Consider the following 22,097-nt stretch of genomic DNA (forward strand, 5'->3'; position numbering starts at 1 on the left):
TCTTCGCGGATCAGCTCACGGTGCGCGCACCGATCACGCGGTGCAGTTCCGCCAGGATGTCGGTCGTGCTGAACCGCGATCTCTCCAGGACGACATTCACGTGACCGTTGAGCTGCGCCCGGTCTTCGGGCTCGAGATCCCGGGCCGCCAGCACGACGATGGGAATGCCCGCGGTGTCCGGCGATTCGCGCAAGGCGCGAGCCACCTCGAAGCCCCCGGCGCCGGACAGGAAGAGATCGAGGATCACCAGGTCCGGCAGAACATCCTGCGCCGCCTCGATGGCCTCGGCACCACTGTACGCCCGGACCACGGTGTACCCGCCGCTGGTCAGCGTCTCGGTCAGGAGGTCCAGCGTCCTGACGTTGTCGTCGACCACGAGGACGGTGGGCGGCGAGCCGTCCCGATGCGGCGCGACCAGCCCGGCCAGCGCGGAGGTGAGTTCCTCGCGTACGAACGGCTTCTGCAACACCCGGCGTGCTCCCAGTGCCAGGCCGTGATCGAGATCGGGCGACACGGTGATGATGACCACCGGCGTGTGGGTGAGCGACGGCTCGGCCCGCAGCCGGCGCATGAACTCCCAGCCATCCATCAGCGGCAGGAAGATGTCGAGCGTGATCACCGCGGGGCGCTTTCTCACGGCCAGCACCAGGCCTTCCTCCGCCGTGGCGGCACGCAGGACCTGAAAGCCGTCGTCGCGCAGTTGCGTGGAGATGGTCTCCGCCATGCGATCGTCGTCCTCGATCACCAGGGCGAGCGGCACCGGACCGTCTTCCGCACGGCTGCGTCCGGCCGTGGCGGGCGGCTCGCCGCCCGCCACGGCTGCCGAGAGATACGGCACGAACACGCGCAGGCTGGTGCCCGCACCGGGTGAACTCGATATGCCCACCGTACCTCCATGCAGCTCGGCCAGCCTCCGGACAAGGGCCAGACCCAGTCCGGTGCCCGAGTGCCGCCGTGTCGCCGATCCATCCACCTGGACGAACGGTTCGAACAGGCGATGCAGGTCGTCCTCGGCAATGCCGATGCCGGAGTCCTCCACCTCCACCGCCAGGAACTCCTGGGCACCGTCCGAGGGCATCGGCAGCAGCCGGCCTGGCCAGTGCGGCGCGAGCGCGACGGCATCGCGCATGCAGCGCCATGCGCGCAACGTGACCGAACCGCCCTCGGGCGTGAACTTCACGGCGTTGGAGAGAAGGTTGTAGACGATCTGCTTCAGCTTTCGCTCGTCGCTCAACATCGTGTCGAGTCTGGAGTGCACGTCCACGGAAAGCCGGATGCGCTGCTTGAGCGCTCTCTCGCGCACCACGAGGGTGCTGGCCTTCAGCAGCGCGACCACATCGACCGGTGCCGTTTCGAGCTGCAGCATGCCGGCTTCGACCTTGGACAGGTCCAGGATGTCGTTGATGAGCGAAAGCAGATGCGTGCCGGCGTCGAAGATGTCGGCGCAGAAGCGGCGCTGCTTGTCGGAGAGATCTCCCACCACGCCGTCGTTGAGCATCTCCGAGAAGCCGATGATCGAGTTGAGCGGTGTGCGCAGCTCGTGCGACATGTTGGCAAGAAAATCCGACTTCGCGCGGTTGGCCTCTTCGAGCTGCAGCGTCCGCTCCGCCACGCGCCTTTCCAGCGTGACGTTGAGTTCGCGGATCTCGCGCTCGATGCGGCGCCGGTCGGTCACGTCCCGGATCATGCTGATCACCAGCGTTCCCTCGGGGGTGAGCAGAGGACTGAGGCTCACGTCCACCGGGAACACGCTTCCGTCCTTGCGGCAGGCAAAGAGTTCCCGGTCGACGCCCATGGCGCGGGCGCGCGGCGCGCTCACGTAGGAATGGCGCATCGCCACGTGCCCGCCGCGCCGCGCCGGAGGAATGAGCATCTCGACCGGGTGACCGACCATTTCGTCACGGGACCAGCCAAAGACCTCTTCGGCGCGTGCGTTGACCACCGCAACCTGCCCTTCCTCGTCCACGATGACCACCGGATCGGGTGCGGCCTGGAGCAGCGCCTCGGCGCGCTGCATCTGGGCCTGCAGCCTCTGAGCGGCGAGCACACGTTCGGTGACGTCGTGCGTGATGGCGGCAAAGCCGAGCAGTTGACCGGCAGGATCGCGCATGGCCGTGATGACCGAATGCGTGTGAAACCGCACGCCATCGCTGCGCAGCCGCCAGCCCTCGTCCTCGGCACGGCCGTACAGACCTGCCTCCGTCAGCAGCCGGGTGGGCGTCCCGGCCGCCACGTCCTCCGCGGTGAAGAAGCACGAGAACGGACGGCCGAGGATGTCGTTCTCGGTGAAGCCCGTCAGCTCCCGCGCGCCGTCGTTCCACGTGACGATCCGGCCCTTCGGGTCGAGCATGAAGATCGCGTAGTCTCGAACACTCTCCAGCAGCGCGCACAGGCGCGTCTCGCTGCGCCGCTGCTCCTCGTGCATGCGGGCCGCCTCGATACCGGCGGCCGCCGCATTGGTGAAGATGCTGAGACCCTTGATGCGTCCCAGGGGGAAGGCCTTGGGCCGCCTGAGCGAACTGGCGTTGATCACGCCCACCAGCTTGCCGCGCGAGATCATCGGCATGGACAGCGCCGACCGGATGTCGGCGCGCGGATTGACGGGCGCGAGTGCCGGATCTTTCACCTCCCCGTCGAGAATCACGGGGGCGCGCCGGAGCGCCACCGTGCCCGCGATGGCCTGGCCGAAAGGAACGCGCAGCCCCAGCAGCGACTCGCGGCCTGCGCCTCGCACGGCGGCGATCTGCAGATACTCGCCTTCCGGCGAGGCGAGCATGATGGAAACCTCGTCCGCCTCGAGTTGGCCCAGTGTCGCATCGGCAATCTTGTCCAGCAGGACGTTGATGTCCAGGGTGTACGCGATCGCCTGGTTCAGTTCGTGGATCACCATCGTGTTGCGCAGTTCCAGGTTCTCATGGCGCAGGCGGCGGATGTCCAGCGCCCTCGACAGAACAGGAATGATCGCGCCGAGCTTGATCGGCTTCAGCACGTAGTCGATGGCGCCCGCCTGCATGGCCGCCACGGCCGTTTCCACGGTGCCCTGCCCCGTCATGAGCACCGCCACGAGCTGCGGGTCCACCTGCAGTGCAGCAGAAAGCAGCTCGACGCCGTTCATGCCCGGCATCATCAGATCGGTGAGCAGAAGATCGAACGGCTCCCGGGCCAGTGCCTCCAGCGCGGCGTGTCCGTCCGTGGCCCCTTCGGTCTCGTAGCCTCGATCCCGCAGGGTTTCGCACAACGCAAGCATGTTGGCGGCTTCGTCGTCGACGATCAGTATCCGTGCGATGGAAAGGCTGCTCATGCGGATTCCCCCGCGGCTTTCACGGCCAGATCGGACAACGCCTCACGCAGCTCGCGCAGCTTCGGCGGCTTGGCGAGAACGCGGTCCACGTGCGGCGGCACGTCGCCTTCGGCCGCCATGCGCTGCCCCCAGCCGGTGAGCATGATCACCGGCGTTGCCGGGGATTCGTGCTTGATCGCGGCCGCCACGCGGCGGCCATCCACCTTGGGCATGCCCAGATCGGTGATCACGGCGGCGAATCGCTCGGAACCGGCAAGGGAAGCGAGGAACTTCGCGATGCCCGGCTCGCCCCCGTTGGCCGTCTCGACGATGTGACCGTCGACCTCCAGGGCGTCGCGAAGCGACTTGATGAGGATCGGATCGTCGTCGATCACCAGCAGGCGCAGGCCGCGGGGCGATTCCGCCTCTCCCGGCCCGGCAGAGGAAGTCGTGCCATCGCTCGCCACGTCGAACAGAATGCGGACGGTGGTGCCTGCCCCGGGGGCGCTATCGATCTGGATGTCGGCGCCGTGCCGCTGCACCATGCCGTACACCATCGCCAGCCCCAGCCCGGTGCCACGCTCGCCCTTGGTGGTGAAGAACGGTTCGAGACACCGCTTGCGCGTGGTTTCGTCCATGCCGACGCCGGTGTCGGTCACTTCCAGCATGACCCGGTTCTGGCCGAACGAATCCGTCCCCACTCGCGACCGCAGGGTGAGCGTGCCACCTTCAGGGAGCGCATCCACTCCGTTGAAGACGAGATTCGTGAGCGCTTCCCGGATGTCGCTCTCCACACCCATCACGGCAGGCAGATCCGCGGTGAGGTCGGTGCACACGTCCACGACGATGCCGTTCGCCTGGACCATGTCGCTCCACCGGGCCTTGGTGAGATCGATCACCTGCCGGACCATGCGGTTGAGTGCCACCGGAACCAGTTCCACCTGCTGCTCCCGTCGACGGTAGAACTCGCGCATGCGCGACACCGTCTGGGCGACGTCCTCCACTGCGCGCTGGATGGTTTCCAGGTAGCCGCGGGCGCGATCGCTCAGGTTCTTCTCGCTGGCCAGCAGCGATTCCGTGTAGAGCGATACAGGCGAGAGCGCATTGTTGATATCGTGAGCGATGCCGCTGGCCATCTGCCCCAACGCGCGCAGCCGCTCTTCCTGCATGGCCGCCGCCTGGGTCTGCCGCAGATCGTCGTAGGCCCGCTGCAGCGATTCGTAGAGTTGAGCCTGCTGGGCGGACAGCGCCACGTGTTCGCTCAACTGGCGAATGAACTCGCACTCGATGCTCGAGAAGGCGTCCTGGCCGGTCCGCCCCACGACGAGCGCCCCGAACACCTGGCTCTCCGCACGCAGGGGCGCCATCACCACCGAACGGATGCCGCCCCGCGCCAACCGCTGGGGAAAAGGAAAATCGATCGCCGACACATCCGGTTCGTAGACCAGCTGGCCCTGCATGCACCGCGACAGTCCGTTCCGATCCACACCGAAGGCGGATTCCTCGGCGAGCGAGGGCTCGATGGGCAGCGCCGCGCCGTTGTGGCCGATGGCCGTCACCGTCAGCGTGTCCGCGCCGGCGTCATGCAAGCAGACACAAGCGATGGCGGCCGGCATGCTGTCCTCCAGACTGCCCACCACCACCTGGAAGATGCTGCGCAGATCCAGCCGTTCTCCGGTGGATCGCGTGATCCGGTCCAGCAGACTCAGCCGTTCGAGCTGCGCGCGGATGCGCGCGTCCGCGCGCTTGCGGTCGGTGATATCCCGCATGGTGATGACCGCGATGAGCGGTTTGCCCTTGCTGTCCCGGGCGATGCGGCCGCTGTAGCTGAAGACCCGCTCCTCCGGCTCCGGCAGATGCCGCAGTGTCAGTTCCACGTCCCGGAGGACCTCGCCGCGCAGGATGCGGGAGATGGGCCACTGATCGAGCGGCAGCACACGGCCATCGTCGGAGGAGAGTTCGAGGATGTCCGGGAACTCCGGCAGCTGCCGCCGGTACTCCTCCGGATGCGTGTACCCATGGAGCGCCATCGCGGCGGGATTGAAGTCGAGCACGCTGCCGCCCAGGCTGAAGACCACCACTCCCTGATCGAGGCTCTCGACGATCGTGCGCAAGCGCACTTCGTCTTCCTCGATCCGGGCGGTTCGCTCCTGCACCCGCCGCTCGAGCACCTCGTTCTGTTCCCGCGCGTCCTGCTCCCGCAGGCGGCGCACTTCGAGATCGCGGTGGATCACGACGACGGAGAACACGACCACGCAGGCCGCGAGCAGCGTGCTGACCGCGAGCGTGATCTTGAGCCGCAGGATGCTGTCCCTCTCCTGCTCGAATCGCTCGTCCAGCAGGCGCGCCTCTTCGGTATCCATGTGGGCGACGGTCGATCGCAGAGCGCCCGCCGGACCGCGCTCCGCCGGTTCTTCGCCGGACAACGCCGCATGCACCCCCTGCCCGAGCGATTCGAGTGTCTGCCGAACGGACTGGAAGTGCTCCTGCTGGAGCCTGCGCACCTCCGCCACGCGTGCGCTCTGCACGGGATTGTCGCGAACCAGCGCGGTGAGCGCCGTCATCGTGCGTTCGCTCGCTTCCCGGGCGGCATCGAAGCCCTGCAGGAACGTCCGGTTGCCCGTCAGCAGATAACGGTCCGCGGCGCTTTCCAGTTCGTACTGTTCCGCAACGAGCAGGCTCAACTGCCGCCGGACTTCCTGGGTGTGATTCACCCAGTTCGCGCGCACGATGGATTCCTGGGCGGCAAAGAAGCCGGCACCGCCCGTCACGAAAAGCGCAAGCAGACTGAGTCCCAGCGCGGCGTACAACGAACGCTCGAGCGAGCCCTGCAACCGCGATCTGACAAGTCCCAGCGCACCCTGCCGCGGCCGCGCTGCGATCACACCGACGCACAGCAGGAGAAAGGCCGGGATCGCGTGGACCGCCATGCGCGTCTCGTCGAGAAACCGGCTGCCCACCATGCCGCCGAACGCGTATTCGGCCGCGGTGATCGAACTGAGTACGGCAACGCCGAACACGAGAACATCGGAGACCCGGAAACGCCACGCAGGCCGCCAGTCGAGCAGCGCGAGAGCGGCGCCGAGAAGCACGAACGAAGTGGCGGCACTCACTGCCATCCGCCCCGGTCTCGAAGTGAGAACCTGCTTTTCGTCCGGATCGCGGAGGAGCAGCTGATCGATGCGCAGGTCCACGCCGGTCCATTCCTGACTCAGCGTCACCAGTCCCACCGCGACGACCACCCAGGCCAGCACCTGACCGGCGAGACGCCGTGCACCGGAAGTTTGCGAAGGGGCCAGCAGCCACAAGGACGCCCCCGCCAGCAGAAACGCGACCGCCGCGTTCACCTTCATCGTCGCCGAATCGGCGATGGGCGACTTCAACCCGGGCACATCAAGCATCCAGCCGGCAAGGGCGACGGCGCCAATGGCGATCGCGAGCACTGCACACCAGATGGGGATCGACTTCACTTCGACCCGCGTGCGCCGCCCGGAGGGCACCGCCGGAACCTGCTCCTAGTGCAAGCAGGGCTTGATGTTTGGCAGGAGTGACGACCGTTGCGTGTCGTCCCTGCCGGCACCCGGAGGCGTGCGGACTGGGAGAATTTCCCTGGCGCGACCGAACCACCTCGGACCTTGCGCCGCCTTGCACCGACAACGGTGGAGGGCGTGGCTTGCGCGGATCCTGCGTTGCCGGCCGCCACCGTCATTTTCGAAAGTGCCGTTCAGGGCGGGCACGTGGTGTTCGATATGTCATTTCAGGGAGTGTCGTGTTGACATCGTTATTGTTCGCCGCTGCCCTTGTTTCGTGCGGACAGCGCTCCACTGCCGGTCTAACGACGCAATACCTCGCCACATCGCTTCATCGGTTTGTGCGACCAAGATATCGCACTCGGCGCAAGCGAAGGAATGTCCGAAGTTACAGAAGAGCGGGTTGATTGCCGGAAGATTGCATCTGCCAATGGCGATGGGAGCGACGGCATGGCCTCCCGTGTTCCGTGGTGGTGCGTTCACGCAACGTCAGATGAGGACGAAGGTCACCAGGCGGTCGTCCATCGAATGGGTCGAGCGGCCGGTGCAGAAGGGCACTTGGCGGAATTGTCACGCGCTTGAAACGCCGCCGGTGCTGCTGCTCTGGCGCAGTTGCTTTACGTGTGCATCGGGCTGAGCATCCCCGATTCGAGGCGAAACGGGAATGGATCGGAGTGTGACGTCCGGTTCGGCGTTCAGTCTCCCGGCAGCATGCGCGCCTGGATGCCGTTGCCTGCGGTGACGAAATTGCCGGCACCGAGGTGATGAATCGTGTGCAAGTCCCGATTGTCGTCGCGGAAACTCCAGCGGCCCGCGTCGAAGATGCGGGAGTCCGCGGCGGCCGAGAGCACTTCGCCGAAGCACGTGTCGTACGCCTCCTCGGCATGGGGTTCCGGGATCAGTCTGCATTCGAGCCACGCGGAGCAGCCTTCCTCGATGACCGGCATCCCCAGTTCGGGCCCCGCTTGCGAAGCGATGCCGAACCTGGCGAACTTGTCGACGTCGCGACCGCTGGTGCTGCCGACGGTGAACGTCATGTCCCTCAGCGCCGCACCGGGAATGCAGAGTCCGAAGGCGCCGCTCGCGGCAACGAGTTCGCGTGTGAAGGTCTTCTTGTCGATCACCACGGCGATGCGCGGCGGCGTGAACTCCACCGGCATCGACCACGCCGCGGCCATCACGTTGCGGCGGCCACCGGCGGCACTCGTGACCAGGACCGTGGGACCATGATTGACGAGACGGCTGGCGTGGTGGAGCGCAACAGGACGGAAGTGGGTCATCTGCAGACTCCGCGAGAGAGGGATTCCCGGGCCGACGTGGCCCTGGCCGCCTCGAATGGGCCATGATCTTTCGGCCGATTCTACGCGGGGAACACGCGCGTCAGGACCGGTTCAGCCGACCCGTCGAGGCAACGCCGTTCGACGCTTCCGCAGCGGCTCGCCAGTCGCCCGCACGACTTGGAACTCGTGCTCGGAACATGCTCGAGTGCGTCCTGCCGGTGTTACCATCGAACCGCTTTTGCCTTGCCCGCAAAGCCTTTCCGGCATTGCCGCCGAGCCTAACAGCGCCTCGGCGGGCCTGCAGTCGCAGATGCCGTCAGCAGTTCCTTTCCGCCCCCTAACTCCCGCGCGGTGAACGCGATGTCCGCTCTGCGGCCGCGAACGCGGGCGATGTGCTGGGGGCTTCTTTCCAGACATTCGCCAGACATTACACACACCTTCGACGAGAGACGGCTGCGGGCTGCCATCGTCGTTCGCACGGATGGAAGGGAAGAATGAAAGACGATGTGGCGATGGGGCCGCTGGCGGCGGCACGAATCGTGGAACGCACGGCGGAGATCGCGAGGGAGCGCCAGACGCGGATACTGGGGTTCATGTGGGACGGCGGGCGTTTCGACCCGGCCATCACGCGCCACGCGCTGCAGATCATCGGGGAACACGCAATCGTGACGGTCGAGTTCTCCTGGCGCAGCATGCGCCAGTTTCTGGACGGTCAGATCCGTTCCATCACGGAGGGCCGGCTGGCCTTTGCGGTCGACCAGTTGGGCAAGCGACAAGCCGAGGACGACATGGAGACCTCCGTTGGCCGGAGCTAGCAAGTGAGGCAAGGGCACCGCACCAGCCACAGGGATTCGCAACGGACGACGCGGACCTGGTGCTCGTCGGAGGCGCCGCCCGTCCCGGCGATCCCTGGATGCGTCAAACCGCCGACTGTATCCGGCGGCCGGCCACGGCAAGCAGCCCGAGGCCCAGGGCAAGCATTGCGGTGGAGGCAGGCTCCGGCACGGCGGACACGGGAATCGCGCCCCCCTCTTGGGTGAACGCGATGGCGGTCGACGCCAGCGCCCTGGTCTGGAACTGGAAGGCATCCTCCGGCAAGGGAACCGGGGTTCCGACCGCCGTGAATCCGGTGGAGTTGTCGACCACGGGACCGCCGTAATGCGCCGAAAGCCAGTACAGATTGGCGGTCTGGGCGACCGGACCGAAGAAGGACGCGAAGCTGCCCACCCCTTGGGGTCCCGTCGTGATCTGATACGAAGTGCCGCTACCCAAGTCGTCCCGGCGCAGGACGATGCCGGCATCCCAGAAGTCATCGGTCACCACCTGGGCGTTCCAGCCCGACAGGTTCGCAAACGCCGCGAGGCTCTCGTCATTGTCGACTGCGAGCGCCACGATCTGCTGTCCGCACAGATCGCCGGTCTGCATGACGTACTGGGCGAGGATGGCGCCACCGGAAGCCTCGACGACTTGCTCGGTGATACCGATCTGCGGCGTGCAGGCGGGAACCAGCGCGTGGACTTGGGGAGCGATCGCGGCCAGCAGGAGGCCCATCGCAGCGGAGCCTGGTGCCATGCTGCGTTTGCACCTCGACAAGAAGGACAGTCCCGACACGGGTGCCGCTGGATGCGATGCAGGCTGCTTCAGGGAAAAAGCGCGATGCGTGTTCATGGTCTGCCTCTTTGGAGTGGTTTGGCGGAACGCTAACGCATCGCTACTCGGGCTTCAACTATTCTGTCAAGAGAGGGGTTCGCTCGTCAGCCAAGGGAAATCGCAGGGCGGCACGGCCGGAACCCGTTGTCGGCCCGCCTGGATCCACCTGCGAACCTCTCCCTCACGCCGACGTCTCCACCGGCAGATCGTGCCGCCTGCCCCACTCGTCCCACGAACCGTCGTACACACGCCAGCGATCGTGCCCGAGGCGGTGCAGGCCCAGCGCGAGAATGCAGGCAGTGAGTCCCGAACCGCAGGTGAGCGTCACGGGCTTGTCGAAGGTGATGCCGGCCTTGGCGAAGCGCGTGCGCAATTCGTCGGTGGGCAGCATTCGCCGCGTCTGGGGGTCGAGCAGATCCGCCCAGTAGAGATTGACGCTCGCCGGGATGTGTCCGGGACGCGCCCCCGGGTACCGGTCGACTTCCGTACCGGCGAATCTTCCGGGCGTGCGCGCATCGAGGATCTGCTCCGCGCCGCCGCTCTGCGTGACGGCCTGGACGTCCTGCCAGAAGGCGGCCAGATTGCGGGTTTCTCCAGGTGCGAACGCCTTCGGTGGCGCCGCGACCTCACCGGCTTCCACCGGCCGGTTCTCGAGCTTCCACGACTTCAATCCCCCGTCGAGGACGGACACGTTGTCGTAGCCGTAGTGACGGAACAGCCACCATACGCGTGCCGCGCTGTAGAGCCCCGGCGTGTCGTAGGCCACCACGTGCGTGGTGTTGTCGATGCCCAGCGCACCGACCAGCTGGGCGAAGCGCTCGCGCGGCGGCAGCTTGCGGCGCAGCGGGTTGTCGGGGTCGGCGATGACTTCGAAGTCGAAGAACAGTGCGCCGGGAATGTGCTCGGCAAGGTATTCGGCGCGGGCATCGCGTCCGGTGTCGGGCAGATGCACGGTCGCGTCGACAATGCGCAACGACGGATCCTTGTGGTGCTCGTCGAGCCAGGCCGTGGAAACGAGCGGGCCGGGGTAGGTCATGGGGCTCTCCTTTCGTGATGTCTCAGACGAGCGCCTGCAGGTTGCCGTCGATGCTGATCGCCTGGCCGGAGAAGGTCCGGGCGCGCGGCGACGCGAGGAACAGGATCATGTCCGCGAGCTGGTCGGGCTGGATCAGTTCCTTGATGGATGCATGGGCGAGCCAGGCATCCTTCACTTCGGTAGGCGACTTGCCCGCGATCTGCGCCTTGGCTTCGATCACGCGGCGGATGCGCTCGCCTTCCACGACACCGGGCAGGATCGCGTTGCAGCGGATGCCGTACGCGCCCAGCTCGATGGCAATGGTCTTGGTGAAACCCACCACACCCCACTTCGCGGCTGAATAGGGCGAGCGGTTGGGGAAACCGAACTTCCCCGCGGCAGAGGACAGGTTGACGATGGACGGGTTCTCCGAGCGCTTGAGGTGCTCCACGGCAAGCCAAGTGCAGTTGAACTGGCTGGTCAGGCACACGTCGATGCAGCGGTCCCAGTCTTCCGGGGAAATCTCGTGCACCGGTCCGGTGGGTCCGGCGATGCCGGCGTTGTTCACCAGGCAGTCGAGTCCCCCCAGATGGGTGATGGCGTCCTGGAACAGCCTGGCGACGGATGCACGGTCGGAGACGTCACATACGCTGGAGGTGATGCGCGGGTTGGAGACGACCAGCGCATCCAGCGCCTTCTGATCGACGTCGCACACGTGGACGCGCGCGCCTTCGGCATCGAACGCCTGCGCGACCTTGAGACCGATTCCTGCCGCGCCCGCCGTGACCAGCACGCGAAGCCCTTCCAGACCGAATTTCATGGATGTCCTCCCTGACGATGGTGACCGATCGTACCAAATGACTCTCGCGGACTTCCCCGGCCACCGCGAGGACGCGTGACTTCGGCAACGGACACGTATCGCATCACCGGCCATTCGTGGCACCCTCGCGCCACCGGAGAATGCCCCCAGTGAAAATTCACGTCCTTTCGGACCTCCATCTCGAATACGCCGATCGCCATCCTTCGTGGACCCCGCCTCCCACGGACGCGGATGTGGTCGTGCTCGCGGGAGACATCCACAACGGCACGGCAGGCATCGACTGGGCCGAGCGCGTCTTCGCCGGAAAGCAGGTGGTCTACGTGGCCGGCAATCACGAGTTCTACGACGGCGAGCTGGCGGAGGTCATGGCGGCGCTGCGCGACCGCTCCGCGAACAGCGCGAACGTCTGGTTCCTCGAGAACGATGCTCTGGTGATCGGCAACGTCCGCTTCCTGGGAACCACGCTCTGGACGGACTTCGAGCTGTTCGGGAAGGAGCGCATGCAGGAAGCCATCGAGGCATCGCTGCGGCACGTGGTGGATTTCCGGGCGATCCGGCGCGGACCGGACGGCCGCATCACGCCCGACGACATGCTGGCCTTGCATGCGACGGCCCTCTGCTTTCTCGCGGAACAGTTCGCTGAGCCTTTCGAGGGTCCGACGGTCGTCGTGACCCATCACGGGCCCCACGAGCGGAGCGTTCATCCCCGTTGGGCGGAGGATCTCACCAGCGCGGCCTTCGTGTCGCGGCTGCACTCCCTGGTGGGCACGCCGGCACTGTGGATCCATGGCCATACGCACGACGGGTTCGACTACCAGGCGAACGGCACCCGCGTCGTCGCCAATCCGATGGGCTACCGCAAGTCGGGGGCCAGGCTGGCAGGCAAGGTGCCGGAGGGGGTGACGGTGGTGTTCGAGAACGGGGCGTTCGATCCGGGCAGGACGGTGGACGTCTGAGACCGTGGCTGCCGGCCGGACAGGCGCCCGGCCGGCGAAGTTCGATCAGACGGACGGCAGGCGCGTCCTGACGGTGCGGCCCAACAGCAGAATACCCACCGCCACCAGGGCCCAGGTCTTGGGCTCCGGCACGGCCGACGTCAGCGCCACGTTGTCCACGCCGGTCGTTTCGGCGACCCCGTTGTAAAACTCCCCGCGAAGCCTGAGCAGGGTGACCGACGGCAATACGGCGGCGAAGTCGGAGGCCGTGGCAGCTGGCCCTCCGAAGGAACCGACCGTCCATCCGGCACCGGGAGCCAGCGTCACGCTCACGTGCGTCCAGGCGCCTGCCGGGTCGAGGTTGCCGTCGTAGAAGAGCGCCGTGGTGCCGTTCGAAAGAATGATGTCGGGGTCGTCGGACCAAGGGCTTCCCGTCGGGGTGTAGATCGTGTCCCAGCTCAGGGTGCCGCCCGCGTAGGGCGTGAGATTGCCGAGGAAGGCCGCGGGGGCCTGGAAGTAGAAGGATCCGCTGGAAGGATCGGAGGCAGAGATGTATCCGCCGGGATTGCCGCCATCGCTGTGGGTCACCTCCAGCGGGCTCACGACCGCCGTGTACTGCGAGAGCCCGAGGGTATCGGTGCGGAGGTCCACGTAGACCCAGCCGTTGGGGCCGATGGAGAAGGTTTCGTTGACATCCGCGTGCGCCGCGGTGGCGCCGAGCGCACCGGCGAGCAGGAACAACGGGGGAAGGAAAAGCGTGGCGGGTTTCATCGGGCAGGCTCCTGGTTCGGCATTCGCATTGCGGCCTTGTGGAAGCGTCCGGAGTGGACGCCGTATCGACCGCTACCCCCCGATTTGAACAGCCGGATAGGGCACGAGCCATATGCAGCCCCGCATAGGGGAGGGACTTCGCTGCCTGCACGAACCGAAATTCCTGCCAGCCGGGCCTCGACTCAGCCCGGGGCTCGACTCAACTCTTGACCCACGTTTCGGCGAAAGCGAGAAAGGCCGTGCTCGCGTTCTTCTTGCCCGCGAATTCCCTGGGGACCGGCCGCCCGGGGACCGGCCGCCCGTTGATGAATGCGGCAGTCTCGTGCACGTCCACGAACGTGGAGAACATCTCGTGCCGCCCGGTGACGGCCTTGCCGTCGACCAGTTCCAGGACATAGCGGTCGCCCCAGCCCTTCCAGGCGAGCTGCACCTGCCCGGCGGAGGAGCGGAACCACTCCACGTGCTCCGTCCGCCCGTCACCGCCCGCCACGAAGTCCCAGGCCGGGATGGTCCGGACGCTGGCCAGCCCGCTCGTGCCGCGGAAGGCGACGAAGTGTCCGACGAATTCGTCCTTGAGCCACTCCGCCATCGGCTCGTTGTCGGTGGCGCAGAGATTGGGCCGGGCCGCATCCTTGCCGTCGCCATAGGGGTCGAGGACCAGAAAGGCCGCGTGCCCTCGCCCGTGCGGCGACAGGACCACCCGGAAGAAACTAATCAGGGCGACGTAGGGTCCATCCGGAGACTCCTTGAGATACATGCCGGGGTTTTCTCCGGCCCAGTCGACTTCGCGGGGGTTGGCGGTGGGACGAGCCATGGGGGTCTCCTCGGAGGATGTTCGGCGGGCCAGTGTACGCCGGGCCCGTTGTGTTCCGGCGGTTATAATCCCCCCCCGACCCAGCCGCGGGCGCCGGCTGCCGAGAACGACGCCATGACAAACATCCCATCTACGTTGTTGGACACGCGCGCACGTCCCCTGCGGGACCTGCGCATCTCCGTTACGGACCGATGCAACTTCCGCTGCACCTATTGCATGCCGAAGGAGATCTACGGCAAGGACTTCCAGTTCCTCGAACGCGAGCAGCTGCTGTCCTTCGGCGAGATCCACCGGCTCGTGCGCATCTTCCGCGATCACGGCGTGGAGAAGATCCGCATCACCGGCGGCGAGCCGCTCGTGCGGCGCAAGCTGGAGCGGCTGATCGAGATGATCGCCTATCACGGCGACCTCGACCTCACGCTGACCACCAACGCCTCGCTGCTCAAGCAGAAGGCCCAGGCGCTGAAGGATGCCGGGTTGAAGCGCATCACGGTCAGCCTGGATTCGCTGGACAACGCGACGTTCATGAAGATGAACGACGTGGACTTCCCGGTGGAGAAGGTGCTGGAAGGCATCGAGGAAGCCGACCGCGTGGGCCTCAACCCGATCAAGGTCAACATGGTGGTCAAGCGCGGCGTGAACGACCACTCGATCGTGGACATGGCGCGCTTCTTCAAGGGCAGCGGCCACATCCTGAGATTCATCGAGTTCATGGACGTGGGATCCACCAACGGCTGGAAGATGGAAAACGTGGTGCCGTCCAGCGAGTTGATCGCGCGCATCGGCGCCGAAATGCCCATCGAGCCCATCGATCCCAACTACACCGGCGAGGTCGCCGAGCGCTGGCGCTATCGCGACGGCAGCGGCGACATCGGCTTCATCTCGTCCGTGACCCAGGCGTTCTGCAAGGACTGCTCGCGGGCGCGCCTCTCCGCGGAGGGCCAGCTCTTCACCTGCCTGTTTGCGACCAAGGGTACCGACCTGCGTTCGATCATCCGCAGCGACGGCTCGGATGAGGAGATCTCGGCCGCCATCGAACGGGTGTGGCGGGCTCGCGCGGACCGCTACTCGGAGATCCGCACCTCCGAAACGGCGGCCCGGCCCAAGGTGGAGATGTCCTACATCGGCGGCTGATCCCGCCGCCTTTCTCGACTGCCCTCCCCGAGGCCGGATCCGCGCGATCCGGCACGGTGACATACCGTTCATCGCGCAGCATATCCACACGACACCATGACTCCACGATCCCTGCTCGACATCACGCGCGCCGACGACTATGACCCGAATTCCATGCCGGTCGATCAAGCGCGCCGGCACATCCGCCACTACCTCACGCCGATCACGACCGTGGAGCGCGTCGCGGTCCGTGCCGCGCTCGGCAGGATCCTGGCGGACGACATCGTCTCGCCCATCCACGTCCCCGCGCACGACAATTCGGCCATGGACGGCTACGCGGTACGGCATGCGGATCTGAAGGCCGAAGCGGACGTCACGCTGAAGATCGTCGGGACATCGTTCGCCGGACGCCCGTACATGGGCGAAGTCGGCCCGGGCCAGGCTGTCCGGATCTTCACCGGCGCGGTGGTTCCGCCCGGCTGCGACACGGTGATCATGCAGGAACGCGCCAAGGCGGCGGACGGCTCGGTCACGCTGGGTGCGGGCGCCAGGCTCGGGCAGAACCGGCGCTTCGCCGGAGAGGACATCAAGACGGGCAGCGTGGTGCTGAGACGCGGTCAGCCGGTGCGCCCGGCGGAACTCGGATTGATCGCCTCGCTGGGAATCGGCGAGGTCTCGGTCTACCGGCGTCTGCGCGTGGCGTTCTTCTCCACCGGGGACGAACTGGTGCCCATCGGCGGCACGCCGGGTCCCGGCCAGATCTTCGATTCCAACCGCTACACGATCTTCGGCATGCTGACCGAAATGGGATTCGACGTGCTCGATCTGGGCATGGTCCCGGACACGCCGGAAGCAGTGGAGAAGGCGTTCACCCAAGCGGCCGCCTGCGCCGACGTGGTGATCACCAGCGGCGGTGTGTCCGTGGGCGATGCCGACTACGTGAAGCAGATGCTGGACCGGCTGGGACAGGTGCTGTTCTGGAAGATCGCCATGAAACCGGGACGTCCGCTCGCGTTCGGCCGGATCGGCAACGCGCACTTCTTCGGCCTCCCCGGCAATCCGGTGGCGGTGATGGTCACCTTCTACCAGTTCGTCCGCGATGCCTTGCTGATCGTCGCCGGCCGCACGGATGTGGACCCCGGGCCGGCGTTCGAGGCCAGGTTGACGGCCCCCGTGAAGAAGGCCCCGGGGCGGACGGAGTTCCAGCGGGGCATCCTGTCGCGCGACGCGACCGGTCAATGGACGGTGAAACCCACCGGCGACCAGGGCTCGGGAATCCTGTCGTCCATGAGCCAGGCCAACTGCTTCATCGTGCTGCCCACCGAACAGGGAAACGCGGAGGCCGGCACGAACGTGACCGTGCAGGCGTTCGACGGAGCACTCTGAACGGGATCCGCCCCGCTCAGCGTCCGGAAAAGAGTTCCAGCAACCAGGACAGGCGCGGTCGCTCGAGCCGCGCCGCGAGTTCCAGCGCCGATTCTCCGTGGCGGTTCTCGATCCGCGCATCGGCGCCCGCCGCCAGCAGGAGGGCGACCGCCTCGGCCGCGTCGTCGGCCACGGCAAGGCGCAGCGGCGTCTCCCCCTGGGCCGACTCTCTCTCCACGTCCCCGCCCCGCCGGATGAGCTGTTCCAGCGCCGCGAGCCGTGCGGGATCCGAGGCCCGGCCGAGCCCGCGGGCCGCCCAGTGCAGCGAGGTCTGACCATCCTGGGCGGCGAGATTCGGATCGGCCCCCGCATCCAGCAGCGCGGCCACGGTTTCCGGTGAGACATCCGTTCCGCCGAGCGCGCACATGAGCAGCGTCACTCCACCGCGCGGCGACCGCAGGTTGGGGTCGAGGCCGTCGCGAAGCAGCCGTTCCACTCGCTGCCAGTTCGAGCCTCGAACCGCGGCGACCACCGCACTGTTTCCACAATCCAGCAAGCGCGGCGCCGGTAGCGGCGCGGACGGCCACGCGCCCTGTCCCGCTGCAGGCGAGAAGCGCAGGGAAATCGTCTCGCTCGCCAGAAGCATCCACGCGGACGACGACGGCGCGTCACGGGACAGCACGAACACGGAAAATTCGCTGCCCGACCATTCCGCCGGCGGCTTCGAGCCTACCGAGAAGACCGGCATGATCCAGTCGTGCGCATTGCCCGAGCGCAGCGTCTGCCGGCCGGACATGAATACCCGGGGATCCCGCTTGAGCCGGGTGCGCAGCGAATCGAAGGCGCCGATCTGATCCGGTCCCAGCACACTGCCCCACCGCTCCAGGAGTGCCGGTTCGAGACCGTCGTAGATCTCCGGTTCGGCCTCGTCCACGTGCAACGACAACGGCGCGGAAGCCGCCATCATTCCGCGCGGGGCGGCGACCGGGCCGGAGGGCCAGGCCCGGGAACCTGCCGCGCCCGCCCGGTTCGTGGCGTAGACCGACACGTCGCCTCGATCGCGGGGGACGAGGATCGCGAACGGTGCGGCCTCGAGGGTGACCGGTCCGTTGCCCGCGGAGATCGTCCGCCCCTGCTGCACGATCCGCACGGGAAGGCGTTCGGCCGCCGCAACGACGCCGGACGACGAAGCGGCGATCAGAAGAAGCGACAGCAGCCGGGCGGCCAGGGCACCCGCCATGGACGGGTCAGGGTCTCGGGCGTGCGCTCCACGCATCGACGAAGCCTTCTCGATTGGGCATGCGCACGGCGGGCAGCGTGTTGGCGTCCATCACCTGGTCGCGGCCGACAATGCCGTTCAGCCAGAGGATGTAGGCCGTCACACCATACGTTTCATCGTCGGTGAGACTCATCGGGCGGTCATAGGGCATGGCTCGCCGCACGTAATCGAACACGATGGTCGCGTAGGGCCAGTAGCTGCCGACCGTCTGCCTGGGAGATTTCGTGCCCAGCGATCCGAGCCCACCCACGAGTGCCGGACCCGTGGCGGCCCCCTGCCCCCGCAAACCATGGCAGGACGCACACTTCTGCACGTAGGTATCGACGCCGTCGACGGCCGTCGCCGAGCCGGCGGGCAAGCCCAGACCGTCCGGAGCGACATCGATGTCCAGCGGCGCGACTTCTTCGGGCGTCAACGGCCGCCCGAGCCGGGGCCCGTCTCCGGACGCGGATGTGGCGATGCCGCACGTGAGCATCGCCGCGACGATCGCCCGCCGCACGAGCCTTCCGTCACACGAACACATTGGCGATCTCCCCCATGTCGTCGACGGCCCAGGCCTGGATGGCATTGCAGTGGTAACGCTGGTTGGCGCCATAGCGTGCCAGCCACTCCGGCCGCGTCGGCTGTCCCTGCCCGCGCTCGTCGGTCGCCCGGCTCATCAGCGTGGCGGGCTGACCGTCCCAATGCCATGGAATCCGGAAACGCACGAGCGTGTGCGAAGGCGCGTCGCCCGTCAGCGCGGCCGGCACCCAGGTGCGGCCAGCGTCGGCGGACACCTCCACGGTCCTCACACGGCCCGCCCCCGACCAGGCGAACCCGGCGATGTCGTAGTAACCCGGACCTGGCAGCGAGCGGCCGGCGGAGGGCTGCGTGATGACGGATTTCACGCCCATCTCGAACGTGAACTGCAGCGCGCGTCCGTCTGGCAGCAGATCGGTGTAGTGCGACGTCTCGTCGCGCGAGTGCTGCGGACCATCCGCGAGCTTCAGCCGATGCAGCCACTTCACGCACATGTTGCCTTCGAACCCGGGCAGCACCAGCCGCAACGGATAGCCCTGCTCGGGCCTGAGGCGTTCGCCGTTCTGGTAGAGCGCCACCAACGTGTCGTCGAGCGCCTTCTCCAGCGGAATGGAGCGCGCCATCGTGGCCGCATCCGCACCTTCCGCGATCACCCAGCGGGCGCCGGTCTGCACGCCGGCCTCGTCGAGCAGCACCGACAGGGGAATGCCCGTCCACTCGCTGTTGGATACCAGTCCGTGAATCTCGCCGCAGCTCACCTGTGCCGGCTTCCCCAGGGTATTGCGGAAGCTGTTGCCGGAACACTCGATGAACAGCACCCGGCTTTCCATCGGATAGCGCAGCAGGTCCTCCACCCGGAATTCCAGCGGCCGGTCGACCAGGCCGTGGAGGACGAGCCGGTGCCGCGCGGGATCGATATCGGGCACTCCGTGGTGATGGCGCTCGAAGTGCAGACCGCTGGGCGTGATCGTTCCCTCGAGCTGATGCAGGGGTGTGAACGATCCGCCGTTGCCCAGCGCGATGGCCCCGTAACGCGTGTAGGTCGTGCGCAGGACGTGCCCTTCGTGGGAGGACGGCGTGCCGTAGCCGGACATGGGCTTGCCGGCGGTCTTCTGCCAGGGCATGGCCGCGGCGAGACGGGCGTCGTCCTCGGCCCGTGCCGGCACTGCCGACACCGCACTCATGGCGGCCAGCCCCTTCAGCACGGCCCGGCGATCGAGCAGACCGCCCGGCGCGACCGGGCGCGGATCGGATACGGCGAGAAAGCGGGGCCAGAAGCGCGATGGAGTTCTCATGCGTCAGATCCGGGAGGCGGTGAGTCGAACGAGCTGGCCGTCGTGCCAGCGTCCCAGCAGGAGCTGGCTGCTCATGGCGCCGAGGAGCGCGAGGAACATGTCCCACTGGGTATCCCACGCGTCGCCCTGCGTGCCGAGAAAAGCCTCGGCTGCCTCGCCGGAAGCGAGGGCGACCCACCACTCGATGAATTCGTAGAACGCGCTGATGGCGAGGCAGATGCAGGTGACGAGGAAGAAGAGCCAGCCGCGGCCGTTCACCACGCGAAGCCGCAGCAGGATCTCGCGGGCGATCATCGCAGGAACGAAGCCCTGGGCGACGTGACCGACGCGATCGTAGTAGTTGCGCGCGAGGCCGAACTCGTCGCGCAGCCAGTTGAAGGCGGGGACTTCCGCATAGGTGTAGTGCCCGCCCACACAAAGAATGGCGGCGTGAACGAACACGAGGACCAGCACCAGATCGGTGAGCCTGCGCTGCGGATAGAGCAGAGCGAGAATCACGGCCCCGCCAATGGCGGGGAACACCTCCAGGAACCAGGTGAGCGTGTCCTTGGGATGGAAGCCCGACCAGCCGAGGATGAGGAGGAAGCCTGCGAGCAGCGCGGCGTGCAACGGCCGGTTGGCGGCCGATCCGGACGACCGGAACAGCACGGTGGTGCCGGTCACCGCGAGGCCCCGTTCCGGAACCACGGCCGGGCGGTCATGGCGGATTCCTGTGCGACTGGTTCAAGGCTGGACTTCCTCCACCTTCAGAAAGAGACGGCGATCGTCACGAGCGGCTTCCGAACTGCGGCGCACGATGCTATCCGACTGCGCGTCACGCGTCTGCCCTGCCCCGCCCAGCGCGATCCATTCGCCGAGGCGTCCCGACACGGTGGTCTCCAGCACGCCCTGCCGCACCGTGCCGGGCGAAGACGTTCCGGCCGTGCGCCGCGCGCTTTGCGAGGAGATCTCCACCGTGACGTTGTCGCCATGGACCCGGGCGCGAGCATAGAACCCGGACAGGGCATCGCGATACTGTGTGGAATCGGCGACACGCGGCCCCGCGGGCGTGGGGACGATCTGCGTGGAGCGCACCGGGAAAGATTCCCCGGCGGCGACGAACGCCTCGCCGCCTTCGAGCACCTGGACACTGCGCGACGTGCGATCGGTGGCGGCCGACCGGCTCGAATACACACGTGCCCGCGCTGCACCGGCGCCGGCCGTTGCGCCGGGCCCGGGAGGAAGCGGGACCGCCGCGTTGCCGCTGCGGATGCCTAAGGCGGCGTCGTTTTCCTGAAGGGCGCGGTCCTCGTCCTGCGTGACGGTGATGATCAGGCGGCGCGGCCGGCGGTCGAGCTTGTCCAGCACCGAACGGAGCTGCGCGAGGTTCTCCGGGCTCGTGCGGACAATGAGCTGATTGTTGTGCGCCGACAGCGTGCCGCCGGGATCCAGCAGCGGCCGCAGGACCGGCAGCATCTCGTCGGCGTTGCGGTAATGCAGATCGATCACTTCCAGGACCGTGCGCTGGGCGAGAGCCGGGACCGGAAGACCGCAGATGGCGGCAAACGGGAAGACCCATGCCAACAATGCGATCGAGCGCCGGACCGGGTTCGGCCCCTCCTCTCCGCGAATCCCGCCCAAGCTGTCACCCCTCATGGCCCTGCCCTCCTGCCGCCGCAGCGTCCCGGGACAGCCGTGCCAACGGATCCTGCCGGTAGAACTGCCGCAACTGTTCGTACACGTCCGGATAGTCGGTCTGCACGATGTCCGGAATCTCGAAGAACGCCTCGCTCATCACGGCGAAGAACTCCGCCGGCGACTCCGCCGCATAGGGATCGATCTCGGTGTAGACGTGCCGGCGCACCTTGCGGCTGAAACGTTCGAACGCTTCGCTGAAGACATCGCGCCACTGCGTCCGGTTCATTCCTCTGTGCAGCGGTGGATATCCGTTGGCATCTCCGTTCAGCATGTCCAGCTTGTGGGCGAACTCGTGGATCACCACGTTGAACCCGTCGGCCTCGCCTGCGCGCGCCACGTCGGCCCAGGACAGGATCACCGGACCGTGCAGCCACGCCTGGCCCATGTGCGGCACGCGGCCGTGATGAACGACTCCCGCCTCGTCGGTCCAGGTGTGCTCGGGAATGAACTCGTCGGGATAGACGATCACCTCGACCCAGCCGTCGTAGTACTCCACTCCCAGTTCCAGCACCAGGATGCACGCCTGGGTGGCGATGGAGATGCGCATGGCGTCGGTGAGCTGGTGGCCACCGGCGGCGGAGAGGGATTTGGACGCAAGAAACAGCGTGACGATCTCGCGCAGGCGGCCTGCTTCCCCGTCCGTGAGCGTGCGCGTGAAGACGAAGCACCGGAGCGCCTGTTGCCACAGATCGTCGTCGATGCGATGACGCTGCAGCGTCCGTTCGCGACGCCACCGCCGCAGCGCCCCCAGCAC

General features: G+C 67.0%; 18 protein-coding genes. 4 read left to right on the forward strand and 14 right to left on the reverse strand.

What is annotated here, in order from left to right; translation table 11 throughout:
• Positions 1–10: 10 nt before the first annotated feature.
• The 3 genes from IPK20_14150 to IPK20_14160 all read right to left on the reverse strand — a co-directional run bounded on the left by IPK20_14150 (position 11) and on the right by IPK20_14160 (position 8,090).
• On the reverse strand, positions 11–3,301 hold the full coding sequence (locus IPK20_14150; protein MBK8017740.1) for a response regulator: 3,291 nt from the start codon (positions 3,299–3,301) through the stop codon (positions 11–13).
• Entirely contained in the window at positions 3,298–6,750 is a 3,453-nt protein-coding gene (locus IPK20_14155; GenBank protein MBK8017741.1) for a CHASE3 domain-containing protein, read from the reverse strand. The genes IPK20_14150 and IPK20_14155 overlap by 4 nt, the downstream gene beginning before the upstream one ends.
• A 755-nt stretch (positions 6,751–7,505) precedes the next feature.
• Positions 7,506–8,090, reverse strand: coding sequence for a flavin reductase family protein (locus tag IPK20_14160; protein ID MBK8017742.1), 585 nt, complete (start codon positions 8,088–8,090; stop codon positions 7,506–7,508).
• Between the two features lie 494 nt (positions 8,091–8,584).
• Between IPK20_14160 and IPK20_14165 the strand changes: the two genes are divergently transcribed.
• A complete protein-coding gene (locus IPK20_14165; protein MBK8017743.1) occupies positions 8,585–8,905 on the forward strand; it encodes a hypothetical protein in 321 nt (106 codons plus the stop codon).
• A 103-nt stretch (positions 8,906–9,008) separates the two neighbouring features.
• Here the strand turns inward: IPK20_14165 and IPK20_14170 are convergent, their stop codons facing one another.
• The 3 genes from IPK20_14170 to IPK20_14180 all read right to left on the reverse strand — a co-directional run bounded on the left by IPK20_14170 (position 9,009) and on the right by IPK20_14180 (position 11,575).
• Positions 9,009–9,758 (reverse strand): PEP-CTERM sorting domain-containing protein, encoded by a 750-nt coding sequence (locus tag IPK20_14170; protein ID MBK8017744.1) that lies wholly within the window; start codon positions 9,756–9,758, stop codon positions 9,009–9,011.
• 163 nt (positions 9,759–9,921) lie between these two features.
• Positions 9,922–10,776, reverse strand: a complete 855-nt coding sequence (locus IPK20_14175) for a sulfurtransferase (protein ID MBK8017745.1) — start codon at positions 10,774–10,776, stop codon at positions 9,922–9,924.
• A gap of 22 nt (positions 10,777–10,798) precedes the next feature.
• Entirely contained in the window at positions 10,799–11,575 is a 777-nt protein-coding gene (locus tag IPK20_14180; protein MBK8017746.1) for an SDR family oxidoreductase, read from the reverse strand.
• 149 nt (positions 11,576–11,724) lie between these two features.
• Between IPK20_14180 and IPK20_14185 the strand changes: the two genes are divergently transcribed.
• Complete coding sequence (locus tag IPK20_14185) at positions 11,725–12,531, forward strand: metallophosphoesterase (GenBank protein ID MBK8017747.1); 807 nt, start codon at positions 11,725–11,727, stop codon at positions 12,529–12,531.
• 45 nt (positions 12,532–12,576) lie between these two features.
• Here IPK20_14185 and IPK20_14190 read toward each other — a convergent pair whose 3' ends face one another.
• Positions 12,577–13,281: a PEP-CTERM sorting domain-containing protein gene (locus IPK20_14190; GenBank protein ID MBK8017748.1), complete on the reverse strand. Its 705-nt coding sequence runs from the start codon at positions 13,279–13,281 to the stop codon at positions 12,577–12,579.
• Between the two features lie 199 nt (positions 13,282–13,480).
• Entirely contained in the window at positions 13,481–14,095 is a 615-nt protein-coding gene (locus tag IPK20_14195) for a hypothetical protein (protein MBK8017749.1), read from the reverse strand.
• Positions 14,096–14,209: 114 nt separating this feature from the next.
• Between IPK20_14195 and moaA the strand changes: the two genes are divergently transcribed.
• Positions 14,210–15,229: a GTP 3',8-cyclase MoaA gene (gene moaA / locus IPK20_14200; GenBank protein MBK8017750.1), complete on the forward strand. Its 1,020-nt coding sequence runs from the start codon at positions 14,210–14,212 to the stop codon at positions 15,227–15,229.
• A 96-nt stretch (positions 15,230–15,325) separates the two neighbouring features.
• Complete coding sequence (locus IPK20_14205) at positions 15,326–16,594, forward strand: molybdopterin molybdotransferase MoeA (GenBank protein ID MBK8017751.1); 1,269 nt, start codon at positions 15,326–15,328, stop codon at positions 16,592–16,594.
• Between the two features lie 16 nt (positions 16,595–16,610).
• Here IPK20_14205 and IPK20_14210 read toward each other — a convergent pair whose 3' ends face one another.
• The 6 genes from IPK20_14210 to IPK20_14235 form a co-directional block, all read right to left on the reverse strand.
• Positions 16,611–17,813, reverse strand: a complete 1,203-nt coding sequence (locus IPK20_14210) for a hypothetical protein (GenBank protein ID MBK8017752.1) — start codon at positions 17,811–17,813, stop codon at positions 16,611–16,613.
• 7 nt (positions 17,814–17,820) lie between these two features.
• Positions 17,821–18,375 carry a cytochrome c gene (locus IPK20_14215; protein ID MBK8017753.1) on the reverse strand — a complete coding sequence of 185 codons (555 nt, stop codon included), beginning with the start codon at positions 18,373–18,375 and terminating at the stop codon, positions 17,821–17,823.
• On the reverse strand, positions 18,362–19,666 hold the full coding sequence (soxC, locus tag IPK20_14220) for a sulfite dehydrogenase (protein MBK8017754.1): 1,305 nt from the start codon (positions 19,664–19,666) through the stop codon (positions 18,362–18,364). The genes IPK20_14215 and soxC overlap by 14 nt, the downstream gene beginning before the upstream one ends.
• A gap of 3 nt (positions 19,667–19,669) precedes the next feature.
• Complete coding sequence (locus tag IPK20_14225; GenBank protein MBK8017755.1) at positions 19,670–20,275, reverse strand: DUF2238 domain-containing protein; 606 nt, start codon at positions 20,273–20,275, stop codon at positions 19,670–19,672.
• Between the two features lie 114 nt (positions 20,276–20,389).
• Positions 20,390–21,301 carry a hypothetical protein gene (locus IPK20_14230; GenBank protein ID MBK8017756.1) on the reverse strand — a complete coding sequence of 304 codons (912 nt, stop codon included), beginning with the start codon at positions 21,299–21,301 and terminating at the stop codon, positions 20,390–20,392.
• On the reverse strand, positions 21,291–22,097 hold the full coding sequence (locus IPK20_14235; GenBank protein MBK8017757.1) for a zinc-dependent peptidase: 807 nt from the start codon (positions 22,095–22,097) through the stop codon (positions 21,291–21,293). Before IPK20_14235 ends, IPK20_14230 begins: the two co-directional genes overlap by 11 nt.

Source organism: Betaproteobacteria bacterium, from assembly GCA_016713305.1.
Lineage (GTDB): Bacteria > Pseudomonadota > Gammaproteobacteria > Burkholderiales.